16 protein-coding genes are annotated in these 19,467 nt (G+C 73.0%); 12 read left to right on the top strand and 4 right to left on the bottom strand.

Features of this window, described 5'->3' with window-relative positions:
• The first annotated feature begins 90 nt into the window (after nt 1-90).
• Nucleotides 91-444 carry a DoxX family protein gene (locus AC0QU1_RS25030; RefSeq protein ID WP_483573315.1) on the top strand — a complete coding sequence of 118 codons (354 nt, stop codon included), beginning with the start codon at nt 91-93 and terminating at the stop codon, nt 442-444.
• Between the two features lie 80 nt (nt 445-524).
• On the opposite strand, the gene AC0QU1_RS25025 is transcribed toward AC0QU1_RS25030, so the two are convergent.
• Entirely contained in the window at nt 525-1,709 is a 1,185-nt protein-coding gene (locus tag AC0QU1_RS25025) for a PrsW family intramembrane metalloprotease (RefSeq protein ID WP_483573313.1), read from the bottom strand.
• A gap of 76 nt (nt 1,710-1,785) precedes the next feature.
• Here AC0QU1_RS25025 and AC0QU1_RS25020 point away from each other — a divergent pair, with 76 nt between their 5' ends.
• From AC0QU1_RS25020 to AC0QU1_RS24990, 7 genes are all read left to right on the top strand, one after another.
• The gene (locus tag AC0QU1_RS25020; protein ID WP_483573311.1) at nt 1,786-2,550 is read left to right on the top strand and encodes a copper homeostasis protein CutC; all 765 of its coding nucleotides are present in this window, start codon (nt 1,786-1,788) and stop codon (nt 2,548-2,550) included.
• A complete protein-coding gene (gene pgi, locus AC0QU1_RS25015) occupies nt 2,547-4,262 on the top strand; it encodes a glucose-6-phosphate isomerase (RefSeq protein ID WP_483573309.1) in 1,716 nt (571 codons plus the stop codon). The genes AC0QU1_RS25020 and pgi overlap by 4 nt, the downstream gene beginning before the upstream one ends.
• An 89-nt stretch (nt 4,263-4,351) precedes the next feature.
• Nucleotides 4,352-5,596: a phosphotransferase gene (locus AC0QU1_RS25010; RefSeq protein ID WP_483573307.1), complete on the top strand. Its 1,245-nt coding sequence runs from the start codon at nt 4,352-4,354 to the stop codon at nt 5,594-5,596.
• A complete protein-coding gene (locus tag AC0QU1_RS25005; protein WP_483573305.1) occupies nt 5,593-7,083 on the top strand; it encodes a sensor histidine kinase in 1,491 nt (496 codons plus the stop codon). Before AC0QU1_RS25010 ends, AC0QU1_RS25005 begins: the two co-directional genes overlap by 4 nt.
• Nucleotides 7,080-7,745: a response regulator transcription factor gene (locus AC0QU1_RS25000; protein ID WP_483573303.1), complete on the top strand. Its 666-nt coding sequence runs from the start codon at nt 7,080-7,082 to the stop codon at nt 7,743-7,745. The genes AC0QU1_RS25005 and AC0QU1_RS25000 overlap by 4 nt, the downstream gene beginning before the upstream one ends.
• 120 nt (nt 7,746-7,865) lie before the next feature.
• Nucleotides 7,866-8,378 carry a hypothetical protein gene (locus AC0QU1_RS24995; RefSeq protein ID WP_483573301.1) on the top strand — a complete coding sequence of 171 codons (513 nt, stop codon included), beginning with the start codon at nt 7,866-7,868 and terminating at the stop codon, nt 8,376-8,378.
• An 85-nt stretch (nt 8,379-8,463) separates the two neighbouring features.
• Nucleotides 8,464-9,915: a M81 family metallopeptidase gene (locus AC0QU1_RS24990; protein ID WP_483616570.1), complete on the top strand. Its 1,452-nt coding sequence runs from the start codon at nt 8,464-8,466 to the stop codon at nt 9,913-9,915.
• Between the two features lie 39 nt (nt 9,916-9,954).
• Here AC0QU1_RS24990 and AC0QU1_RS24985 read toward each other — a convergent pair whose 3' ends face one another.
• A complete protein-coding gene (locus AC0QU1_RS24985; protein ID WP_483573297.1) occupies nt 9,955-11,079 on the bottom strand; it encodes a GNAT family N-acetyltransferase in 1,125 nt (374 codons plus the stop codon).
• Between the two features lie 133 nt (nt 11,080-11,212).
• Between AC0QU1_RS24985 and AC0QU1_RS24980 the strand changes: the two genes are divergently transcribed.
• Complete coding sequence (locus AC0QU1_RS24980) at nt 11,213-13,807, top strand: glycoside hydrolase family 3 C-terminal domain-containing protein (protein ID WP_483573295.1); 2,595 nt, start codon at nt 11,213-11,215, stop codon at nt 13,805-13,807.
• Here AC0QU1_RS24980 and AC0QU1_RS24975 read toward each other — a convergent pair whose 3' ends face one another.
• Together AC0QU1_RS24975 and AC0QU1_RS24970 are read right to left on the bottom strand one after the other, a co-directional pair.
• A complete protein-coding gene (locus AC0QU1_RS24975) occupies nt 13,808-14,932 on the bottom strand; it encodes a GNAT family N-acetyltransferase (protein ID WP_483573294.1) in 1,125 nt (374 codons plus the stop codon). It abuts the gene before it with no gap.
• Nucleotides 14,933-14,973: 41 nt separating this feature from the next.
• Nucleotides 14,974-16,083, bottom strand: a complete 1,110-nt coding sequence (locus AC0QU1_RS24970) for a LacI family DNA-binding transcriptional regulator (RefSeq protein ID WP_483573292.1) — start codon at nt 16,081-16,083, stop codon at nt 14,974-14,976.
• Nucleotides 16,084-16,265: 182 nt separating this feature from the next.
• On the opposite strand from AC0QU1_RS24970, the gene AC0QU1_RS24965 reads away from it, so the two are divergent.
• From AC0QU1_RS24965 to AC0QU1_RS24955, 3 genes are read left to right on the top strand one after another with little or no spacing between them, the layout of a single operon-like run.
• The gene (locus AC0QU1_RS24965) at nt 16,266-17,552 is read left to right on the top strand and encodes an extracellular solute-binding protein (RefSeq protein ID WP_483576808.1); all 1,287 of its coding nucleotides are present in this window, start codon (nt 16,266-16,268) and stop codon (nt 17,550-17,552) included.
• A gap of 8 nt (nt 17,553-17,560) precedes the next feature.
• A complete protein-coding gene (locus AC0QU1_RS24960) occupies nt 17,561-18,583 on the top strand; it encodes a carbohydrate ABC transporter permease (RefSeq protein WP_483573290.1) in 1,023 nt (340 codons plus the stop codon).
• Nucleotides 18,583-19,458 (top strand): carbohydrate ABC transporter permease, encoded by an 876-nt coding sequence (locus AC0QU1_RS24955; RefSeq protein WP_483573288.1) that lies wholly within the window; start codon nt 18,583-18,585, stop codon nt 19,456-19,458. Before AC0QU1_RS24960 ends, AC0QU1_RS24955 begins: the two co-directional genes overlap by 1 nt.
• Nucleotides 19,459-19,467 lie beyond the last annotated feature (9 nt).

Below are 19,467 nucleotides of genomic sequence, written 5' to 3'. Positions count from 1 at the left end.
GAGCCACACCTGGCGCAGGATGCACCAGGCGCCCGGACGGGCGCCGTCTCGTCCCGCCGGGTGCGCCCGGCCGCCGTCCTCGGAGGACCCGTGTTCGTCGCTTCCGTCATCGTCTCCGCAGTCCTGATCCTGGCCACCGCGTTCAGCGGCTACGGCAAGCTGACGGGCAACCCGCAGGTCGTCGAACCGCTGACCACCAAGCTCGGCGTGCCCGAGCGGCTGATCCCGGTGCTCGGCACCCTGCTCGTCGCGGGTGCGCTCGGCACCCTCGTCGGGATCTGGTGGGCGCCGATCGGCATCGCGGCGACGGCGTGCTTCGTCCTGTACTTCCTCGGCGCGGTCATCACGCACCTGCGCGCGAAGGACTGGGCGGGCCTGCTGCCGACCGGCGGGCTGATGCTGGTCTCGGCGGCGGCCCTCGTGCTGCGGCTGCTCTCGCTCTGACCCGGCGGTCGGACCCGCGGGCACCGGCGGGGTCCGACCACGGCACCAGCGGACCCGAACCGCGGCGACGCCAGGCGACGTCAGCGGTGGCCGGGCGGGCCGAAGCCCGTGGCGCCCCACGGCGAGGCCGGCGGGTGCGGCTGGTGGGCGAGGAACGTGGCCCTGGCCTGCTGCATGAGCCACACCAGGTACTGCCGCTGCTGCTCCAGGCCGTGCGGGTCGAGGTCACGCTGGGCGCCCGCCCGCTGGTGCAGCAGCGCGAGCTCGGTGGCGGCCTGCTGGTAGTCGGTCATGGCGCGCTCGGCCACGTGTCCGCCCGCCGACCTGGCCCAGCGCCGGGCGCTCCGGCGGGCGGGCAGGCTGGACAGCATACGCAGGTCGTCGGGCGTGACGATGCCGACGGGGCCGTACAGCGGCAGGTAGTGCGCGATGAGCTGGACGATCCGGCGGCGGTCCCTGGCCAGGATCACGATCAGCGCGATCAGCACTACGAACCCCACGAGGTAGGCGCCGGCGAGGCCCGCGATGCCGAACTTGGTGGACCCGTTCCACAGGCTGTGCAGGACGATCGCGCCGAGCAGCCCGTAGAGGGGCGCCGTGCGGCGCAGCCGGCCGGGTCCGGCCAGGGCCGCCACGGCCACGCCCATGCCCGTCATCGCGGTGCACAGCGGGTGGAGCAGCGGCGAGACGATGGCGCGCAGCACGAACACGTACCCGAGCTGGTCCACTTCGGCCGCGTCGATGAAGTACTGGACGTTCTCCGTCGCGGCGAAGCCGAGGCCCACCATCGCGGCGTAGATGACGCCGTCGGTGGGGCCGTTCAGCTCCTGCCGCCGCCACCACAGCATGCCGAACAGGACGGCGCCCTTGAGCAGCTCCTCGACCACGGGGGCGCCGAACGTCGCGACGACGTACCAGCCCTCCTCCTCGCCCGTGAGCTCGGTCTCGGTGAGCAGCGACAGCCCGAGCGTGTTGAGGATGGTCGCGAACAGCGCCGCGACCCCAGCGCCCCACAGGAACGCGAAGATGAGCGCGCTGGGCGGCTCGGGCTCCAGCCGGTCCAGCGCGAGCACCAGCGGCAGCCACACGGCCACGGGCAGGATCGCCAGCAGCAGCCCGACGACGAACGACGCGCCGCCCGTGATCGCGTCGAACGCGAGGATGAAGAGCAGGCAGACCGAGGCGAAGACGATCCCGACGATCACTCCGACCGGGGCACGTCCGGGCGCGCGTCCCTGGAGGATCGCACTGGGATCAATGGCCATGCCATGGGACCCTACCGACTCGGTAGCGCCAGCGGCTTGCGACAGGCTGACCCCACGCACGGCTACGCTGGCGCCCGTGCCTCACCATGTCGCTCTCGAGCTCGCCGTCCAGGACCCAGCGGGGGCGGTGATCGCTGCAGGCGTTGGCGCCCGGAGGGTCGAGCTCTGCTCCGCGCTCGGCGCCACCGGCGGCATCACACCGAGCGCCGCGCTCATCGAGGCGGTGGTCGACGCCGCGGCGGTGGTCCCGGCGTCGGACAGCGCGCCGATCCTCGAGGTGCACGTGCTGGTGCGGCCCCGGCCGGGCGGGTTCGTGTACTCGCGGGCGGAGGCCGACCTGATGCTCCGCGAGGTCACGCTGTCGGTCGACGCCGGGGTGGACGGCGTGGTGGTGGGCGCGCTGACGCCGTCGGGCACCGTGGACGAGCCGCGGCTGCGCGACCTGGTCGCGGCCGCGGACGACGCGGAGGTGACGTTCCACCGGGCGATCGACGTGGTCGCCGACCCGCTGGCCGCCCTGGACACGCTCGCCGAGCTGGGCGTCGCCCGCGTGCTCACCTCCGGCGGTGCGGCCCGCGCGGCCGACGGGCTGGAGCGGCTGGCGGCGCTGGTCGAGCACAGCGCAGAGCTGGGCATCGAGGTCATGGCGGGCGGCGGGGTGACGGCGGCGGATGTCCCGGCCCTGCTCGGCGTCGGCGTGGACGCCGTGCACCTGTCCGCGAAGCGCACGGTGTCCGACGCCGGAGGACCCGGCGGCGGGGGCGAGGCCGGCTACGAGGTGACCGACCAGACACTGGCCAAGGCCACGGCCGAGGCGCTCGGCATTACGGTGGTGTCATGACCTCCGCGCCAGCCCGTCAGCCTGTCGACGCCACGACTACCACCGCATGGGGCTCGCTCACCGAGCTCGCCAAGAACCTCCAGCCCGACCTGCGCGGCTGGTTCGCCGCCGACCCCGCCCGCGCCGACCGGATGAGCCACCAGGCCGCCGACCTGCACGTGGACCTGTCCAAGAACCTGGTCACCGACGACGTGCTCGCCGCGCTCCTCGCCCTGGCCGACGAGGTGGGGCTCGCCGAGCGCCGCGACGCGATGTTCGCGGGCGAGCACATCAACGTCACCGAGGACCGCGCCGTGCTGCACACCGCGCTGCGCCGCCCGTCGGACGAGGCCCTGACCGTCGACGGCCAGGACGTGGCCGCCGACGTTGCCGAGGAGCTCGCCAAGGTCTACGCGTTCGCCGAGCAGGTCCGCTCCGGCGAGTGGACCGGCGTCACCGGTGAGCCCGTGAAGACCATCGTGAACATCGGCATCGGGGGCTCCGACCTCGGCCCCGTGATGGCCTACGAGGCCCTGGAGCCGTACGTCCAGGACGGCCTGGAGTGCCGGTTCGTCTCCAACATCGACCCCACCGACGTCGCGCAGAAGACCGCCGACCTCGACCCGACGACCACGCTGTTCATCGTCGCCTCGAAGACCTTCGGGACTCTGGAGACCCTCACCAACGCGCGCCTCGCCCGCGACTGGCTGTGGCGCTCGCTGGTCGCCGCCGGCGCCATCGAGGACTCCGAGGAGGGTCGCGCCGACGCCGTCGCCAAGCACTTCGTCGCCGTGTCCACCGCGCTCGACAAGGTCGAGGCGTTCGGCATCGACCCCGCCAACGCCTTCGGGTTCTGGGACTGGGTGGGCGGCCGCTACTCCGTGGACTCCGCGATCGGCACCTCGCTCGCCGTCGCGATCGGTCCCGACGCCTTCGCCGACTTCCTCGCGGGCTTCCACGCGATGGACGAGCACTTCCGGACCCAGCCGTTCGAGCGCAACGTGCCTGCGCTGATGGGGCTGCTCAACGTCTGGTACGTGAACTTCCGCGACGCGCACACGCACGCCGTGCTGCCGTACGCGCAGCAGCTCCACCGGTTCCCGGCGTACCTGCAGCAGCTCACCATGGAGTCCAACGGCAAGTCCGTGCGCTGGGACGGCACGCCGGTGACGTCCGAGACCGGCGAGGTCTTCTGGGGCGAGCCGGGCACCAACGGCCAGCACGCGTTCTACCAGCTCATCCACCAGGGCACGCGGCTCATCCCGGCCGACTTCATCGCCGTCGCCAACCCCGCCTACCCGCTGGCCGACGTGGCGGGCGACGGCGGCGCCGTCGCGGCGGGGGCCGACGTGCACGGCCTGTTCCTCGCGAACTTCTTCGCCCAGACCAAGGCGCTCGCGTTCGGCAAGACGGCCGACGAGGTGCGGGCGGAGGGCGTCGCCGAAGACCTGGTCTCGGCCAAGGTGTTCAGCGGCAACCGGCCGACGACGTCGATCCTCGCCCCCGCGCTGACCCCGTCCGTGCTGGGGCAGCTCGTGGCGCTGTACGAGCACATCACGTTCGTGCAGGGCGTGGTGTGGGGCATTGACTCGTTCGACCAGTGGGGCGTGGAGCTCGGCAAGAAGCTCGCGCTGGAGATCGCCCCGGCGGTCGCGGGCGACGAGGCGGCCCTGGCAGCGCAGGACCCGTCGACGGCGGCCCTGATCACGAAGTACCGGGAGCTGCGCGACTGACCCTGGTCAGGGGTTCGGGTGCCGCTCGGTGAGAGCTTTCTAATCCCGGTTAAGGGGCTTCCGTGCGCCCCGGCTGCGAGGATGGCCGGGTGAGTACGGACCTCGACCTCCTGACCGGCGAGGCCGCCGCGGGTCTGCTCGACGCCGCGGTGGCCACCGCCGGTGGTGAGCTCGTGGACTGGCGCGTGCGTCAGGTGGACCACCGGCCCGGCTCCACCACCACCGTGGCCTACCGGGCGACGGTGCGCTGGGACGGCGTGGAACGCTCCGAGACCCTCGGCGCGAGCGTGGGCCGCGCCCGCGACGGCCGCAAGCCGGGCGTCGTCACGCTGTCCGACGGCGACGCGACGGTCGCCGTGTGGCGGTTCCCCGGCGACCCGGCGCTGCCCGCGCTGCCCCGCGCGTTCAGCCCGGACGCCGTGGAGGAGCTCCTGGCGGACCTTGGCGTCGGCCGGCAGGAGCGGGCGCACCCGGAGCTCAAGGTCCGGGCCTACCGGCCCACCCGGCGGGCCGTGATCGAGGCGCGGACGGCGTCGGCCCGGGTGTTCCTCAAGGTGCTGCGGCCGCGCAAGGTCGCGGACCTGCACCGGCGGCACGCCCTGCTCTCGAAGGCGGGGCTGCCGGTCCCGCGGCCCCTTGGCTGGTCGGACGACGGCCTGCTCGTGCTGTCCCCGCTGTACGGCACCGAGATGCGCGCCGCCGTGCGCGACGGGAGCCGCATCCCGTCGCCGCTGGAGGTGCTGGACCTGCTCGACCGGCTGCCGGCGCAGGTGCGCGACCTGCCGCGGCGGCCGGCCTGGAGCGAGTCGGCGGAGCACTACGCGGGCGTGATCGGGGCGGCGCTGCCCGCGGAGGCGGGGCGGGCGGCCGACCTCGCGGGCGCCGTCGCCGCACGCCTCGCCGAGCGCGGCGCCGGGGCCGACCCGACGCACGGCGACCTGTACGAGGCGCAGATCATGCTCACGGACGGCCGGATCACCGGGCTGCTCGACGTGGACGCCGCCGGCCCCGGCCACCGCGCCGACGACCTGGCCTGCCTCGTCGCGCACCTGGACGTGCTCTCGCTGGTGGGCGGGCAGGACTCCGCGCAGGCCGCGCGTGCCGCCCGGATGCGCCGGCTGGCCGCCGACTACGCGGCGGGGTTCGCGGCAGCCCCCGGGAGCAGGGGCGCCGACCTGAGCGATCTGGCCGCCCGCGTGGCCGGGGTGCTGCTGTCCCTGGCCACCGGCCCGCACCGGGTGCAGGAGCGCGGCTGGCAGGCGGCGACGTCGCGCCGTCTCGACGTCGTGGCGGGCTGGCTCGACGGGACCCGGCTCGCGCCGGGCCTCGCATGAGCCTGCGCAGGCCCTCGGTCCGGGCGAAGGTGGTGGCGGTGGTCGTCGCGGTGACCGCCATCGGGCTGCTCGCGGCGGGGCTGCTCACCCACGCCATCCAGTCCCAGCAGATCATGGACGACATCTCGGAGGACTTCGACCAGGAGATCAGGGAGCTGCAGCGGCTGGCAGTCAACGGCGTGGACCCGGACACGGGCGAGGAGTTCCGCGGCGCCGGGCGGCTCATGAGCGTTGCCATGGAGCGGAACGTCCCGGGCACCAACGAGGTGTTCGTGAGCTATCTGGACGGCGAGCACCAGCTCTCCAACCCGCCCGCGACGGGGCGGATGATCGAGGAGAACCCGGTGGTCCGGGAGGTCGTGGCCGGCCTCACCCCGGGGTCGGAGCGGACCGTGCAGCACGAGATCAACACAGAGATCGGCCGGGTGTGGTTCGTCGTCGTTCCGGTGACGGTGCCCGAGCGGGAGGAGGTGGGCGCGTACGTCATGGCGGCGGTGCTGGACCAGGCGCTGGCCACGGAGACCGCCGTGATGCGCACCTACGCGATCGTCTGCTCGGTGGCGCTGGTCCTGCTGGGCGTGTTCGCCTGGCTCGTCGTGAGCCGGCTGCTCGGGCCGCTGCGGCAGCTCAGCGCCACCGCGACCCGGGTGACCGAGACCGACCTGTCCCAGCGCGTCGCCGTCGCCACCGACGACGACCTCGGCGACCTCGCGGGCGCCTTCAACACCATGCTCGACCGCCTGTCGACGGCCATCGAGACGCAGCGCCGGTTCCTCGACGACGCCGGGCACGAGCTCCGCACCCCGCTGACGGTGCTGCGCGGCCACCTGGAGGTCCTCGACCCGGACGACCCGGCGGACGTGCGCGAGACCAGGGACCTCCTGCTCGACGAGACGTCCCGGATGGGGCAGATCGTCGAGGAGCTCGTGCTGCTCGCCAAGGCGGAGCGGTCCGACTTCGTGACCCTCGCCCCCGTGGACCTGGGCCGGCTCACCGACGAGGTGCACGACAAGGCGCGAGCGCTGGGCACGCGCCGCTGGGTGGTCGACACCCGCGCCGACGCCGAGGTGGCCGCCGACGCGCACCGGCTCACCCAGGCGGTTCTCCAGCTCGCGGACAACGCGGTGAAGTTCACCGGTCCCGACGACGAGGTGGGCATCGGCACGCAGGTGCTCGACGGGCCGGCCGGGCGCCGGGTCCGGCTCTGGGTGCGGGACACCGGGCCGGGTGTGCCGCCCGAGGAGGCCGACCGCATCTTCGACCGGTTCGCGCGCGGCAGCACGACCGGCGGGGTGCCCGGGTCCGGCCTGGGGCTCGCGATCGTGCGGGCCATCGCGCAGGGGCACGGCGGCGACGTCGCGGTGGAACGGTCCGACGGCGGCGGGGCGCGCTTCGTGATGACCTGGCCCGCCGCCGTCGGACCGCAGGCAACGCCGCAGGGAACGCCACAAGGGACCAAGGACGCGGCGACGGAGGAGGCAGGGTGAACCAGATCCTGATCGCGGAGGACGAGGAGCGCATCGCGCAGTTCTTGCGCAAGGGCCTCAAGGCGCACGGGTTCCAGCCCACCGTCGTGGCCGACGGCGCCTCGGCGCTCGCCCACGCCATGTCGGGCGGCTACGACCTCATGGTGCTGGACATCGGGCTGCCCGTGCTGGACGGGTTCACGGTGCTGCAGCGGCTGCGCGACGTCGGCTCGACCCTGCCGGTGGTGATCCTCACCGCGCGGGACTCGCTGTCGGACCGGGTGGCGGGCCTGGAGGGCGGGGCGGACGACTACATGTCCAAGCCGTTCGGGTTCGACGAGCTGCTCGCCCGCATCAGGCTGCGGCTGCGCCGCGCGAACGGGGAGGCCGCGCCGGCGGACCGGCTGGAGTACGGCGACGTCGGCCTGGACCTACGGACCCGCACCGCTGCCGTGGCGGGGCGGGAGGTGGAGCTGTCGGCGCGGGAGTTCGCGCTCGCGGAGGTGTTCCTCCAGCACCCGGGCCAGGTCATGTCCAGGGAGCAGCTCCTGTCCCGCGTGTGGGGCTACGACTTCGACCCCGGGTCCAACGTGGTGGACGTGTACGTGCGGTACCTGCGCAAGAAGCTGGGGGCGGACCGGATCGAGACGGTGCGCGGGGCGGGCTACCGGTTCCGCGGCTGACGCCCGCAGGGCTTCATGAGAACCGTCTCATCATGGTCTCCTCGTCACCTCATCCGGGCGGCACAGACTCGTGGCAGGAGGTACCCGAGCCGGGTGCCACGAGACCGGGAGGCCAGTGGGATGAACCCCTCGACCATGAAGAAGCGCTGGGCAGTCGTCGGGACGGCGGCCGTGATCGGCATCGTCGGCGCGAGCACCGCCGTCGCGCTGAACAACCCGGCCCCGCGCACGGAGTCGTCCGCGGCCGTCTCCCTGACCGGCGGGACGGCGTCCGACGGCGGTACCGGGGCCGCGCCGGCGGACACCTCGCCGGAGTCGGCGGACTCGCCGAACGAGTCGGCGCGCGACACCCCGGGTTCGGCCCAGTCGGCCGACTCGCCGGGGGACGCGAACTACGACCCGTCGCCGGAGTCGGCGGACTCGCCCAACGAGTCGGCGCGGGACACCGCTGGCTCCGCCCAGTCGGCGGACTCGCCGGACGACGCGAACTACGACGACGCGGGCGCCGACTCCGCGGACCGGCCGGCCAAGCAGCCCGCCCAGCAGAACGGCAACCCGCCGGCCGGCCGGGACGACGACACCCCCGATGACCTGGACGACGACGACTCGGCGGACGACGCGGGCGACGACTGATCCGGAACACGGAGCCGTAACGCGCCGCCCCTACACTGCGCGCGTGACCCGTACCCACCGACGCCCGCGGATCGCGATCTGCGGCATGGCCATCGAGTCCAGCACGTTCTCCCCGCACCGCTCGGGCTGGGAGGCGTTCACCCTCCTGCGTGGCAACGAGCTCGTCCGGCGGTACCCGTTCCTCCGGGACGGCACGCCCCTGCGCCGGGAGGCCGAGTGGGTGGGGGTGCTGCGGGCCGCCGCGCTCCCCGGCGGCGTGGTTCCCACGGAGGTGTACGAGACGGTCCGCGCCGAGATCGGCCTGGCGCTGGAGGCGCAAGGCCCGTTCGACGGCGTGCTGCTCGACGTCCACGGCGCCATGGCCGTGCTCGGCTACACCGACGCGGAGGCCGACCTCGCGCACGCGGTGCGCGCCGCCGTCGGACCGGACTGCCTGGTCTCCGCGTCGATGGACCTGCACGGCAACGTGTCGCGCGAGCTCGCCGCGACCGTCGACCTCATCACCTGCCACCGCATGGCGCCGCACGAGGACGACGACGAGGCGCGCGAGCGCGCGGCCACCGACCTGGTCCGCCGCATCGACGGGGCGGGGCGGCCGCGCAAGGCCTGGGTGCAGGTGCCCGTGCTGCTACCGGGCGAGAAGACGAGCACCCGGCTGGAGCCGGCGAAGGGCATCTACGAGGACGTGGCGCGCGTCGCGGCGCTGGACGGCGTGCTCGACGCCTCCGTCTGGGTCGGGTACGCGTGGGCGGACGAGCCCCGGTGCCGGGCGGTCGTCGTGGTCATGGGCGACGACGACGCCATCATCTCCCGCGAGGCCGAACGGCTGGCGCGCCGGTACTGGGACGCGCGCGACGAGTTCGAGTTCGTCGCCCCTGCCGGCACCTACGAGGAGTGCCTCAAGGCCGTGCTGGCGAGCGATGCGCGGCCCTTCGTCCTGTCGGACTCGGGCGACAACCCGATGGCCGGCGGCGCGGGCGACGTGACCTGGACCCTCGCGCGGCTCCTGGCGGAGCCCACCTTCACCACCCCGCCGGCGGACGGCGGCCGCACCGGTATCTACGCCGCCCTCCCCGACGCGGCGGCCGCCCGCGCGGTGGCCGACGCCGGGGTGGGCGCCGTCGTCGAGGTGGAGGCCGGCGCCCGGGTCGACGGCGGACCGCACGGGCCCGTCACGCTCAAGGGCGTGGTCGAGCACGTCCGCACCGACGACCCGGTGGCCGGGACCGTGTGCGTGGTGGCGGCCGGCGGGCTGAAGGTGGTGCTCACCGAGCGGCGCCGGCCGTACCACCTGGAGTCCGACTTCACGGCGATCGGCCTGGACCCGCGCGGCACCGACGTCGTGGTGGTGAAGATCGGCAACCTCGAGACCGAGCTCTACGACATGGCCGAGGACTGGATGCTCATGCTCACGCCCGGCGGCGTGGACCAGGACCTGCTCCGGCTGCGGCACCGCAACCTGGGCGGCCCGGTGCACCCGTTCGACGGCGACGAGGCGTTCGGGGACGGCCCGGACCTGACGCCGGAGCTGCTCTGAACGGGGCTGACTCCCGGTTCAGCAGCGGAGGCCAGACTGTCAGAGCGGACCCTGGAAGTTCGCGCAGCCGCCCGCCGGGACGTACCCGAGCGCCACGTTGATGGCGAGCATGTGCGGGTTCTCCTCGTTGTTCCACGTGTAGATGCGCCGCGCGCCGGGCCGCAGCCGCGCATGTTCGCGCAGGTTGATCGCCTTGACGAGCATGCCGAGCCGGTGTCCCCTGTGCGCCCTGAGCACCACGGTGGCCTGCTGGTCGGTGTGGTCCGGCTTGGCGTCGTTCCACATCAGCATGGTCATCGCCACGAGCTTTCCGGTGGCCACGTGCTCGGCGGCGGTCACCACGTACTGGTCGCCCTTCGCGGCGATCGCCGCCTCCTCGGTGCGGATCCGGTCGACGTCCCAGACGTCGGACTCGATCTCGATGCCGCCGCGCGGCTCGTCGTCCACCAGCGCCTGCTCCAGGGCGGCGTACTGCTCGATCCACTCCTCCGGCGTCGGCGCGGTCCAGGTGTGGACGCGGTACGCGTCGCCCGCGACGGCACGCGCCTCGGCCTCGAAGCGCGACACCGCCTCCGGCGCGACCGGCAGGTCGATCCGGGAGCGGCGCTCCACGAGCTGCAGGGTCAGGCCCAGCTTGCGCGCGAGGTGCACGCCCGGCAGGTCGGCGGAGACCTCGCCGATGCCCGACGCCGGCGCGAGCGTCTCGCCGTCGCCCGCCCCCGGCCCGAAGTCGACGGGGGCCAGGAGCGACGTCCGCCCCTCCGCCCGGGCCGTGCTCGTCAGCCACTCGGTCAGGGCGGTGCCGATGCCCTGCCGCCGGTGATCCGGGTGCACGACGACCACGCCGACCGCCAGCTCCGGGTTGGACCGGAGACGCAGGGACAGCATGGCCTCGCCGATCACCCGCGGCCCGTCGGGCGAGTCCACGACGGCGACCTGCCGCAGCTTGCGCACGTAGTCCTGGTTGTTCATCCCGACGAGCACCCCGATCGGCGTCGGGGCGCCGTCAGCGTTGCCGAGGTCGGCGTTCTCCACCGCGACGTGCAGGTCGGCGATGCCGCGGTACGCCCACGCGTCGGGGTCGTCGAGCGAGGACGGGTGCGGCGGGTCGACGAGCCGCCACGCCGCTGTGGTCGGAGCAAGGTCTGCCGAGGACGAGGTCATGGACCAAGAGTCCTCCCGGCACCTGCGGAGCGCACGGCATTTTGCGCGGTGACGGCGCCGTGACCACGCGGGGCCGGACGGCGGCGGATCCCGGCCGTGGCCGCCCGTCGCGGCCACCGATACCGTGACCGCCATGACCAGGCAGCCGCCCGCCGACACCGCCGTCGCCACCCCGGCCGCGTCGGCGGTCGTCAGGAGGCTCACCCTCGAGCAGAAGGCGCGGCTCCTGTCCGGGGACTCGTTCTGGACCACCGCAGAGGTCCCCGGCGTCCCGCCGGTGTACCTCGCGGACGGCCCGCACGGGGTGCGGCGGCTCGACGCCGACGTCGGCGACATCGAGGGCGCCGTCCCCGCCACCTGCTTCCCGCCCGCCGTGGCACTGGGCAGCACCTTCGACGTCGGCCTCGTCGCACGGGTCGGGGAGGCCGTGGCCGAAGAGGCGCGGCAGCGCGGCGTCGACGTCGTGCTCGGGCCGGGCATCAACATCAAGCGCAGCCCGTTGTGCGGGCGGAACTTCGAGTACGTGGCGGAGGACCCGCTGCTGTCCGGTGAGATCGGCGCGGCGCTCGTCACGGGGATCCAGCGCGGCGGCGTGGCCGCGTGCGTCAAGCACTTCGCCGTGAACAACCAGGAGACCGAGCGGATGCGCGTCTCGGCCGACCTGGACGAGCGCACCCTGCGCGAGATCTACCTGCGTGGCTTCCAGCGCGTGGTGACGACGGCGCGGCCGGCCACGCTCATGTCGTCGTACAACCGGATCAACGGCACGCACACCGGCGAGGACCGCCGCATCACCACCGGCATCCTGCGCGACGAGTGGGGCTTCGACGGGCTCGTCATGTCCGACTGGGGCGCCGTGCACGACCGCCTCGCGGGCCTCCGCGCGGGCCTGGACCTGGAGATGCCGGCCGGCGGTCCGGAGCGGGTCAGGGAGATCGTCGCGGCCGTGCGGTCCGGCACCCTCGACGTGGCCGACGTCGACCGGTCGGCCACCCGGGTGGTCGCGCTGGCGCTCGCGGCGCGGGCGCCGCGCGCCGCCGGGCGCGGTGAGGATGCGCCCGGGGCGACCGGGCTGCTCGCCGAGCGCGGCCACGACCCCGAGGCCTGGCACGACGCCGCCCACCACGCCCTGGCCCGCGAGGCGGCGGCCCGGGCGATCGTGCTGCTCAAGAACGACGGCGGGCTGCTGCCGCTGGCGCCGCAGACCCGCCTGGCCGTGATCGGTGAGCTCGCCCGCACGCCGCGCTACCAGGGTGCCGGCTCGTCGCAGATCGTCCCGACCCGGCTGGACGACGCCCTCGCCGCCGTCGAGGACTCCGCGACCGACGTGGTCTTCGCCCCCGGGTACGAGCTGGGCCCGGTCGGTGGTCTGCCCTTCGAGACCGGGGTTCCTCGGCTTTCGACGGTCTCAAGGCGAAGAAACCTCGGTCTCGAACGGGAGAAGGGCGGTACCGGCAGGACCGGCGCCGTCGACGGGAAGGTCTCGGCGTCCGGCAGGCGGCGGGCCAGGGCGGCAGCGGCCGCCGACGCCGCGGAGGCGCTCGCCGCCGAGGCCGTCGCCGCGGCGCAGGACGCCGGTGTCGTGCTGTTCTTCGCGGGACTGCCGCAGTCGGCAGAGGCCGAGGGCCGCGACCGGGTGGACATCGAGCTCCCGGCGGCGCAGCTCGACCTGCTGGACCGGGTGCTGGAGGTCAACCCCCGCGTCGTCGTCGTGCTGTCCAACGGCTCGGTGGTGCGCCTGTCCGGCTTCGCGGACCGGGTGCCCGCCATCGTCGAGGGCTGGCTGCTGGGCCAGGCGGGCGGCGGCGCGATGGCCGACGTCCTGTTCGGCCGCGTCAACCCGTCCGGCCGGCTGGCCGAGACCGTGCCGCTGCGCATCGAGGACACGCCCGCCTGGACGAGCTTTCCCGGCACCGGGCTGCACGTCACGTACGGCGAGGGCATCTTCGTGGGCTACCGCTGGTACGACGCGCGCGACCTGGCCGTCCAGTTCCCCTTCGGCCACGGCCTCTCGTACACGACGTTCGCGTACTCGGACCTGGAGATATCGCCGGCCCCGCGCACGGCGCGACGTCCGGCCACCACGGCTCGCCCGGCCGGCGCGACACACCAGGCCGGCACCCCGTCCGACGGCGCCGCCCTCACCGCCCGCGTGACCGTCACCAACACCGGCGGGGTCGCCGGGCGCGAGGTGGTGCAGTGCTACGTCTCCCTGCCCGGCTCCGCGGTCCCCCGGGCACCGCGCGCCCTGGCCGCGTTCGCCGTCGTCGACCTGGCGCCGGGGGAGTCCCGCGAGGTGGAGCTGGCGGTGGCGCGCGACGACCTCGCGTACTGGGACGTCCGCGCCAACCGGTGGCTGGTGGAGGGCGGGACGTACCGCGTCGAGGTGGGCGCGTCGAGCCGCGACATCCGCCGTACCGCGGAGGCAGAGGTGGCGGGCGACGACGTCGTCGCGCCGCTCACCCCCGAGAGCTCGCTCGGCGAGGCGATGGCGCACCCCGTCATCGGGTCGACCGTCGCGGGCATGCTGCGGGCGGCCGGCCTGAGCGACGACGTCATGGTCATGACAACGGCCATGCCGCTGGGGCGGCTCCCCTACCAGCCCGGGTCCGGCGTCACGCACAAGCAGGTGCGGCAGCTCCTCGACATCGCGAACGGCACGGGCGGCCTCGTCACGCGGGCGGCCGGTAAGGTCCTCGGCCTGGCCGGCCGCCTGCGCAGGAGATAGTCAGCGGCGCTTCTGGAGCGCGGCCTCGGCACCCGACGGGCGGAAGCCGAGCGCCACGTTGATCCCGAGCATGTGCGCGTTCTCCTCGGCGTTGAACGTGTGCACCCGCTCGGTCTGCGGGTACCGGGCGGTGAGCTCGCGCAGGTTCACGGCCTTGGCGAGCATCCCGAGCCGGTGCCCCCGGTGGGACTTGAGCGCGATCGTCTCCTCCTGGAACACGAACGACGGCTTGCCGTCCTGCAGCATGAACGAGGTGCCGCCGGCGACCTCACCCGACGGGACGTGTTCAACGAGGGTGGTCAGCAGCCGCTGGCCGCTGTCGGCCCGGTCCTGGAGGTAGGCCCGCACCCGGTCGACGTCCCACGTCTCCTCGCCGAAGTCGAGCTCGCCCTGCGGCACGTCCGTGGACATCCGGGTCATGAGCTGGGCGTACCCCGCGTACCAGTCCTCGGGGATGCCCTCCCAGGTGTGCGCCCGGTAGTCGGCACCGGCCTTCGCGCGCGCCTCGGCCTCGAACTCGGCCAGCTTGCCGGGGTCCACCGGCAGGTCGAGCCGCGACATGCGCTCGACCTGCTCGATCGTGTACCCGCGGGCGAGCGCGAACCGGAGGCTCGCGCGGTCGGCGGGCAGCCGGCCGACGCCGGTGGCGGGCACGAGCGCGTCCTCGCCCTCCGCCGCCTCGCGCGGGGACAGCGACCAGCCGAAGAAGGTGGTCCGGCGGGCGTCGGCGGCCACCTGCTCCAGCCGCTCGGCGAGGGCGGTGGCGATGCCGCGCCGCCGGTGGTCGGGGTGGACGCCCACGTAGAGGTCGGCGGTGTGCGTGTTCTGCTTCAGGGGCATCGACAGGAACCCGAACCCGACGACGTCGTCGGCGGTCGGCGCGGCGCCGTCCGGCCGGTCGAGGACCGCGGCGAGCCGCCGCTTGTCCGCGTACTCCTGGTGCAGCATCCCGCTGACGAGCTGCCGCGCCGTGCGGGCCAGGTCGTCGTGCCCGAGGTTCGCGATCTCGACGGCCCGCTCGACGGCGACCATACCGTGGTAGGCCCAGGCGTCGGGGTGGTCGGCCGACGGCACGGGCGCCACGTCCAGGAGGTGCCACGGCGCGTGGCCGGTGGGGGAGGTCATGTCACCAGGGTGCCCCCACCGCCGTCGGGCGGCGAGGCAATTTACGCGGCGGGCGGGGGAGCCGTGCTCGCGCGCTCCACCAGGCGGGTGGGCAGGCGGGTGTGCCGGCCGGCCGAGGGGCCGGACTCGAGCATCGCCATGACCATCCGGAGCGCCTCAGCGCCCATCTCGTGCAGGGACTGCGCGATGGTGGTCAGCGGCGGTGTCGACGCGGCGGCCTCCGGGATGTTGTCGAACCCGATGACCGAGAGGTCCTCCGGGACGCGCAGGCCCAGCTCCTGGGCCACCTGGAGGACGTGGATGGCGGAGAGGTCGTTCGCGGCGAAGACCGCCGTCGGCCGGTCGGGGCGCTCCAGGAGGTCGTGCGTGGGGCGGTCGGAGCGGTCCGGGCGGTAGCCGCCTTCCAGCACCAGGCTCGGGTCCGGGGTGAGGCCCGCCGCCCGCATCGCCTCGAAGAAGCCCAGCTCGCGCAGGCGGGCCGACTCGAGGTCGGCGCGTCCGCCCAGGTAGCCGATCCGCGTGTGGCCCAGGCCGATCAGGTGCTCCGTGGCGGCGCGTGCGCCGCCGAGGTTGTCGGAGTCCACGGTGGCCGGGCCCGTCGGCCCGGTGTGCGGGTCGATGGCGACGATCGGGACGCCCTCGTGCACCGGGAGGGCGAGCGTTGGCGTGACGATGACGACGCCGTCGATCAGCGTGCCGGCGAGGCGGGACAGGGAGCGGCGCTCCCAGCCCACGTGGTCCGCGCGGCCCGCGTCGCCGCAGTAGGCGAGCAGCTCGTAGCCCGTGTCGCGGACGGCGGCGGAGATGCCCTTGAGCAGCTCCGTGCTGAACGGCTCGAACTCGGCCACGAGCACGCCGATCACGTTGGTCTGCCTGCGGCGCAGGCTGCGCGCGACGAGGGACGACTCGTACCCGAGGTCCTCGACCACGCCGAGCACGCGCTCCGCGGTGGCCGGTGCCACGCCGTACCGGCCGTTGACCACCTTGGACACGGTCGCGACGGACACGCCGGCGACCCGAGCGACGTCGGTGATGGTGGCGCGGCCGCTCGCGCGCTCCGGCATGGCGGACGGCGGCGGCGTCGCCGCACCGTTCGCCACGCTGTCGCCCGGTCCGGCGGCGGATCCGGGCGAGGCTGTCCCACTCTGCACGGAAGAGACAGTACATCGGGGCAACGTCATGTGTCTGGTGAGCCGATCCGTTTCGAAATCGATATCGAAACCGTTTGACTTGACCATGACCGTCCTGTCACGCTCCTGAGTGACGGACCCGTGGTCCGTTCCGGCAGGCTCCTGCCGACCGTCGATGATGACCTACAAGGGGTTCCACAATGATGAGGAAGACGCGGGCCGCGGGCGCAGTTGCCCTGGGTGCCACCGTTGCCTTGCTGGCCGCGGGCTGTTCGGGCGGCAGCGAAGGAGGCGGTGACGGCGACGTCACCATGACCTTCTGGCACAACTCGACCACCGGCCCGGGCAAGGCGTACTGGGAGGACACGGTCGCGGCCTTCGAGGAGGCCAACCCGGGCGTGACCATCGAGGTCCAGTCCATCCAGAACGAGGACATGGACGGCAAGCTGCAGACCGCCCTGAACTCGGGCGACGCGCCCGACATCTTCATGGCGCGCGGCGGCGGCAAGCTGGCCGACGTCGTCGAGGCCGGCCAGGTCATGGACCTCACCGACACGATCGACGACGCCACGATGACCGCCGTCGGCGAGGCAGGCTTCAGCGCCTTCACCGTGGACGGCGCGATCTACGGGATGCCGACCTCGGTGCTGCCCGGCGGCATCTACTACAGCCAGGACCTCTTCGAGGAGGCCGGCATCACGGAGACGCCCACCACCATCGGCGAGCTCAACGACGTGGTGTCGGAGCTCAAGGCCAACGACATCGCCCCGATCGCGCTCGGCGCCAAGGACGCCTGGCCGGCCGCGCACTGGTTCTACTTCTTCGCGCTGCGCGAGTGCTCGCAGGAGACGCTGGAGGCGGCCGCCGAGTCCCGCAGCTTCGACGACGAGTGCTGGCTGCGCGCCGGCGAGGACCTGCAGGCGCTCGCCGAGACCGAGCCGTTCAACGAGGGCTACCTCACGACCTCGGCGCAGCAGGGCGCAGGCTCCTCCGCCGGTCTCATCGCGAACCACAAGGCCGCCATGGAGCTCATGGGTGCGTGGGACCCGGGCGTGATCGCCTCGCTGACCCCGGACCAGCAGCCGCTGGCCGACCTCGGCTGGTTCCCGTTCCCCGCCACCGACGGCGGCGAGGGTGACCCGGCCGCGTTCATGGGCGGCGTCGACGGCTACTCCTGCTACGTCGAGGCACCGCCGGAGTGCGCAGAGTTCCTGAACTTCTTCATGCAGAAGGAGCACCAGGAGGCGTACGCAGAGGCGTTCGTGACCCTGCCCGCGAGCAAGGAGGCGCAGGGCGTGGTGACCGACCCCGCGCTGCAGTCCGTCCTCGAGGCCTACAACGAGGCCCCGTACGTGTCGGTCTGGCTGGACACCCTGTACGGCCAGAACGTGGGCAACGCGCTCAACGGCGGCGTCGTCGACATGCTGGCGGGCAACGGTGACCCGCAGAGCATCGTGGACGCCGTCAACGCCGCGGCCGCGATGGAGTAACGGCTCAGATGACTCACTCCCTGGGCGAGAACTCAGCAACCGTGACGACCTCGCCTGAGGGTCCTCCGGCGGCCGGGGGCGGCGTGCAGACGCCGTCCCCGGACCGCCGGCCGCGGCGGGGCCGCAGGACCGACTGGCGCAAGACCTTCGAGATCACGCTGCTCTCGGGTCCCGCCATCGTCGTGTTCGTCGCGTTCGTCATCCTTCCCGTGGTGCTCGCCGCGTACTACGGGTTCTTCAAGTGGAAGGGCTTCGGACCGCCGACGGAGTTCGTCGGTCTGGAGAACTACCTCACGATCTTCCGTGACACCGCCTTCCACGAGGCACTCCTGCACAACGGGTTCATCGTCGTGCTCTCCCTCGTGCTTCAGGGGCCTGCGGCCGTGGTGCTCGCGCTCCTGCTGAACCAGAACATCCGCGGGCGGTCGATCATCCGGGTCCTGATCTTCGTGCCGTACGTGATCTCGGAGGTGATCGTCGGCACGGGCTGGAGCCTCATGCTCCAGAGCGCCGGCGCGGTCAACGACCTGCTCGAGAAGATGGGCCTCGGCTTCCTCGCCGTCGACTGGCTGTCCGACCCCTCGATCGCCCTGTGGTCGCTGATGATCATCATCAGCTGGAAGTACATCGGCTTCGCCGTGATCCTGTTCCTGGCCGGCCTGCAGAGCATCCCAGAGGAGCTCTTCGAGGCCGCGGCGATCGACGGCGCCTCGTACTGGCAGATCCAGCGCCGCATCACGCTGCCGCTGCTCGGGCCGACGATCCGCATCTGGGCGTTCCTGTCGATCATCGGCTCGCTGCAGCTCTTCGACCTCGTCTACATCATCTGGGGCCAGTACGTCTCCGCGACGGCAGGTACCTCGACGATGGCCACCTACATGGTCCTGAACGGGCGGCTGGCCGGGAACTACGGCTACGGCAACGCGGTGGCCGTCGTGCTGTTCCTGATCTCGCTCGTCATCGCGCTGGTCTACCAGCGCTACGTGCTGCGCCGGGACACCGCGGGTGCGCTCACGGAAGGGAAGAACTGATGGCGACGCTGCTCGAAGCCCCGTCGACCGCCGGACGCCAGCTCCGCCGGACGCCGCGGATCGCCTGGGGAAGCCCGATGACCTACGTCGTCGCCTTCCTCTTCGTCGGGGTCTGCATAGCCCCCGTGCTGTACATCATCGTGGGCGGGTTCCGGACGAACGCGCAGATCACCGCCGACCCGTCCGGCCTGCCGAGCCCGTGGGTGGTCGACAACTACCTCGGCGTGCTCGCGAGCGAGGTGTTCTGGCGCCAGGTCGGCAACTCCGCGATCGCGGGCATCCTCACCACCGTCGGCGTGGTGGCGCTCGGGCTCATGGTGAGCTTCGTGCTCGCGCGGTACGACTTCCGCCTCAACGGGGCGATGTACTCGCTGTTCGCCGCGGGTCTGATGTTCCCCATGACGGTGGCGATCACCCCGCTGTACATCCTGATCCGCGACCTCGGCCTGGTGAACACGCTCGGGGGCATCGTCCTGCCGCAGATCGCGTTCGCGCTCCCGACCACGATCATCATCCTGGTGCCGTTCCTGCGGGCCATCCCGAAGGAGATCGAGGAGGCCGCCGCCATCGACGGCGCGGGCCGGCTCGGGTTCTTCTTCCGGATGGTCGTGCCGCTGTCGCTGCCCGGCGTCATCACGGTCGGCATCCTCGCGTTCGTCGCGTCGTGGAACTCGTACATGCTGCCGCTGTTCATCCTGAACGACGAGATGTCGTACACGCTGCCGCTGGGTGTCCAGGCGTTCGCCTCCCAGTACTCGGTCGACACGGCGCGGGTCCTTGCGTTCACCTCGCTGTCGATGATCCCGGCGCTGATCTTCTTCTCGTTGTTCGAGCGCCGTATCGTCGGCGGCCTCACCGGAGCCGTCAAGGGCTGAGGGCCATGT

The organism is Promicromonospora noduliphila, assembly GCF_056951025.1.
This window is presented reverse-complemented; position numbering and strand designations above follow the sequence as displayed.

Excerpts from the sequence above, each read along its gene's own strand:
- AC0QU1_RS24960 (WP_483573290.1), top strand. The coding sequence starts at position 17,561 with ATGACTCACTCCCTGGGCGAGAACTCAGCAACCGTGACGACCTCGCCT.
- AC0QU1_RS25025 (WP_483573313.1), bottom strand. The coding sequence starts at position 1,709 with ATGGCCATTGATCCCAGTGCGATCCTCCAGGGACGCGCGCCCGGACGT.
- AC0QU1_RS24980 (WP_483573295.1), top strand. The coding sequence starts at position 11,213 with ATGACCAGGCAGCCGCCCGCCGACACCGCCGTCGCCACCCCGGCCGCG.
- AC0QU1_RS24965 (WP_483576808.1), top strand. The coding sequence starts at position 16,266 with ATGAGGAAGACGCGGGCCGCGGGCGCAGTTGCCCTGGGTGCCACCGTT.
- pgi (WP_483573309.1), top strand. The coding sequence starts at position 2,547 with ATGACCTCCGCGCCAGCCCGTCAGCCTGTCGACGCCACGACTACCACC.
- AC0QU1_RS24955 (WP_483573288.1), top strand. The coding sequence starts at position 18,583 with ATGGCGACGCTGCTCGAAGCCCCGTCGACCGCCGGACGCCAGCTCCGC.
- AC0QU1_RS24975 (WP_483573294.1), bottom strand. The coding sequence starts at position 14,932 with ATGACCTCCCCCACCGGCCACGCGCCGTGGCACCTCCTGGACGTGGCG.
- AC0QU1_RS24990 (WP_483616570.1), top strand. The coding sequence starts at position 8,464 with ATGGCCATCGAGTCCAGCACGTTCTCCCCGCACCGCTCGGGCTGGGAG.
- AC0QU1_RS24985 (WP_483573297.1), bottom strand. The coding sequence starts at position 11,079 with ATGACCTCGTCCTCGGCAGACCTTGCTCCGACCACAGCGGCGTGGCGG.
- AC0QU1_RS25005 (WP_483573305.1), top strand. The coding sequence starts at position 5,593 with ATGAGCCTGCGCAGGCCCTCGGTCCGGGCGAAGGTGGTGGCGGTGGTC.
- AC0QU1_RS24995 (WP_483573301.1), top strand. The coding sequence starts at position 7,866 with ATGAACCCCTCGACCATGAAGAAGCGCTGGGCAGTCGTCGGGACGGCG.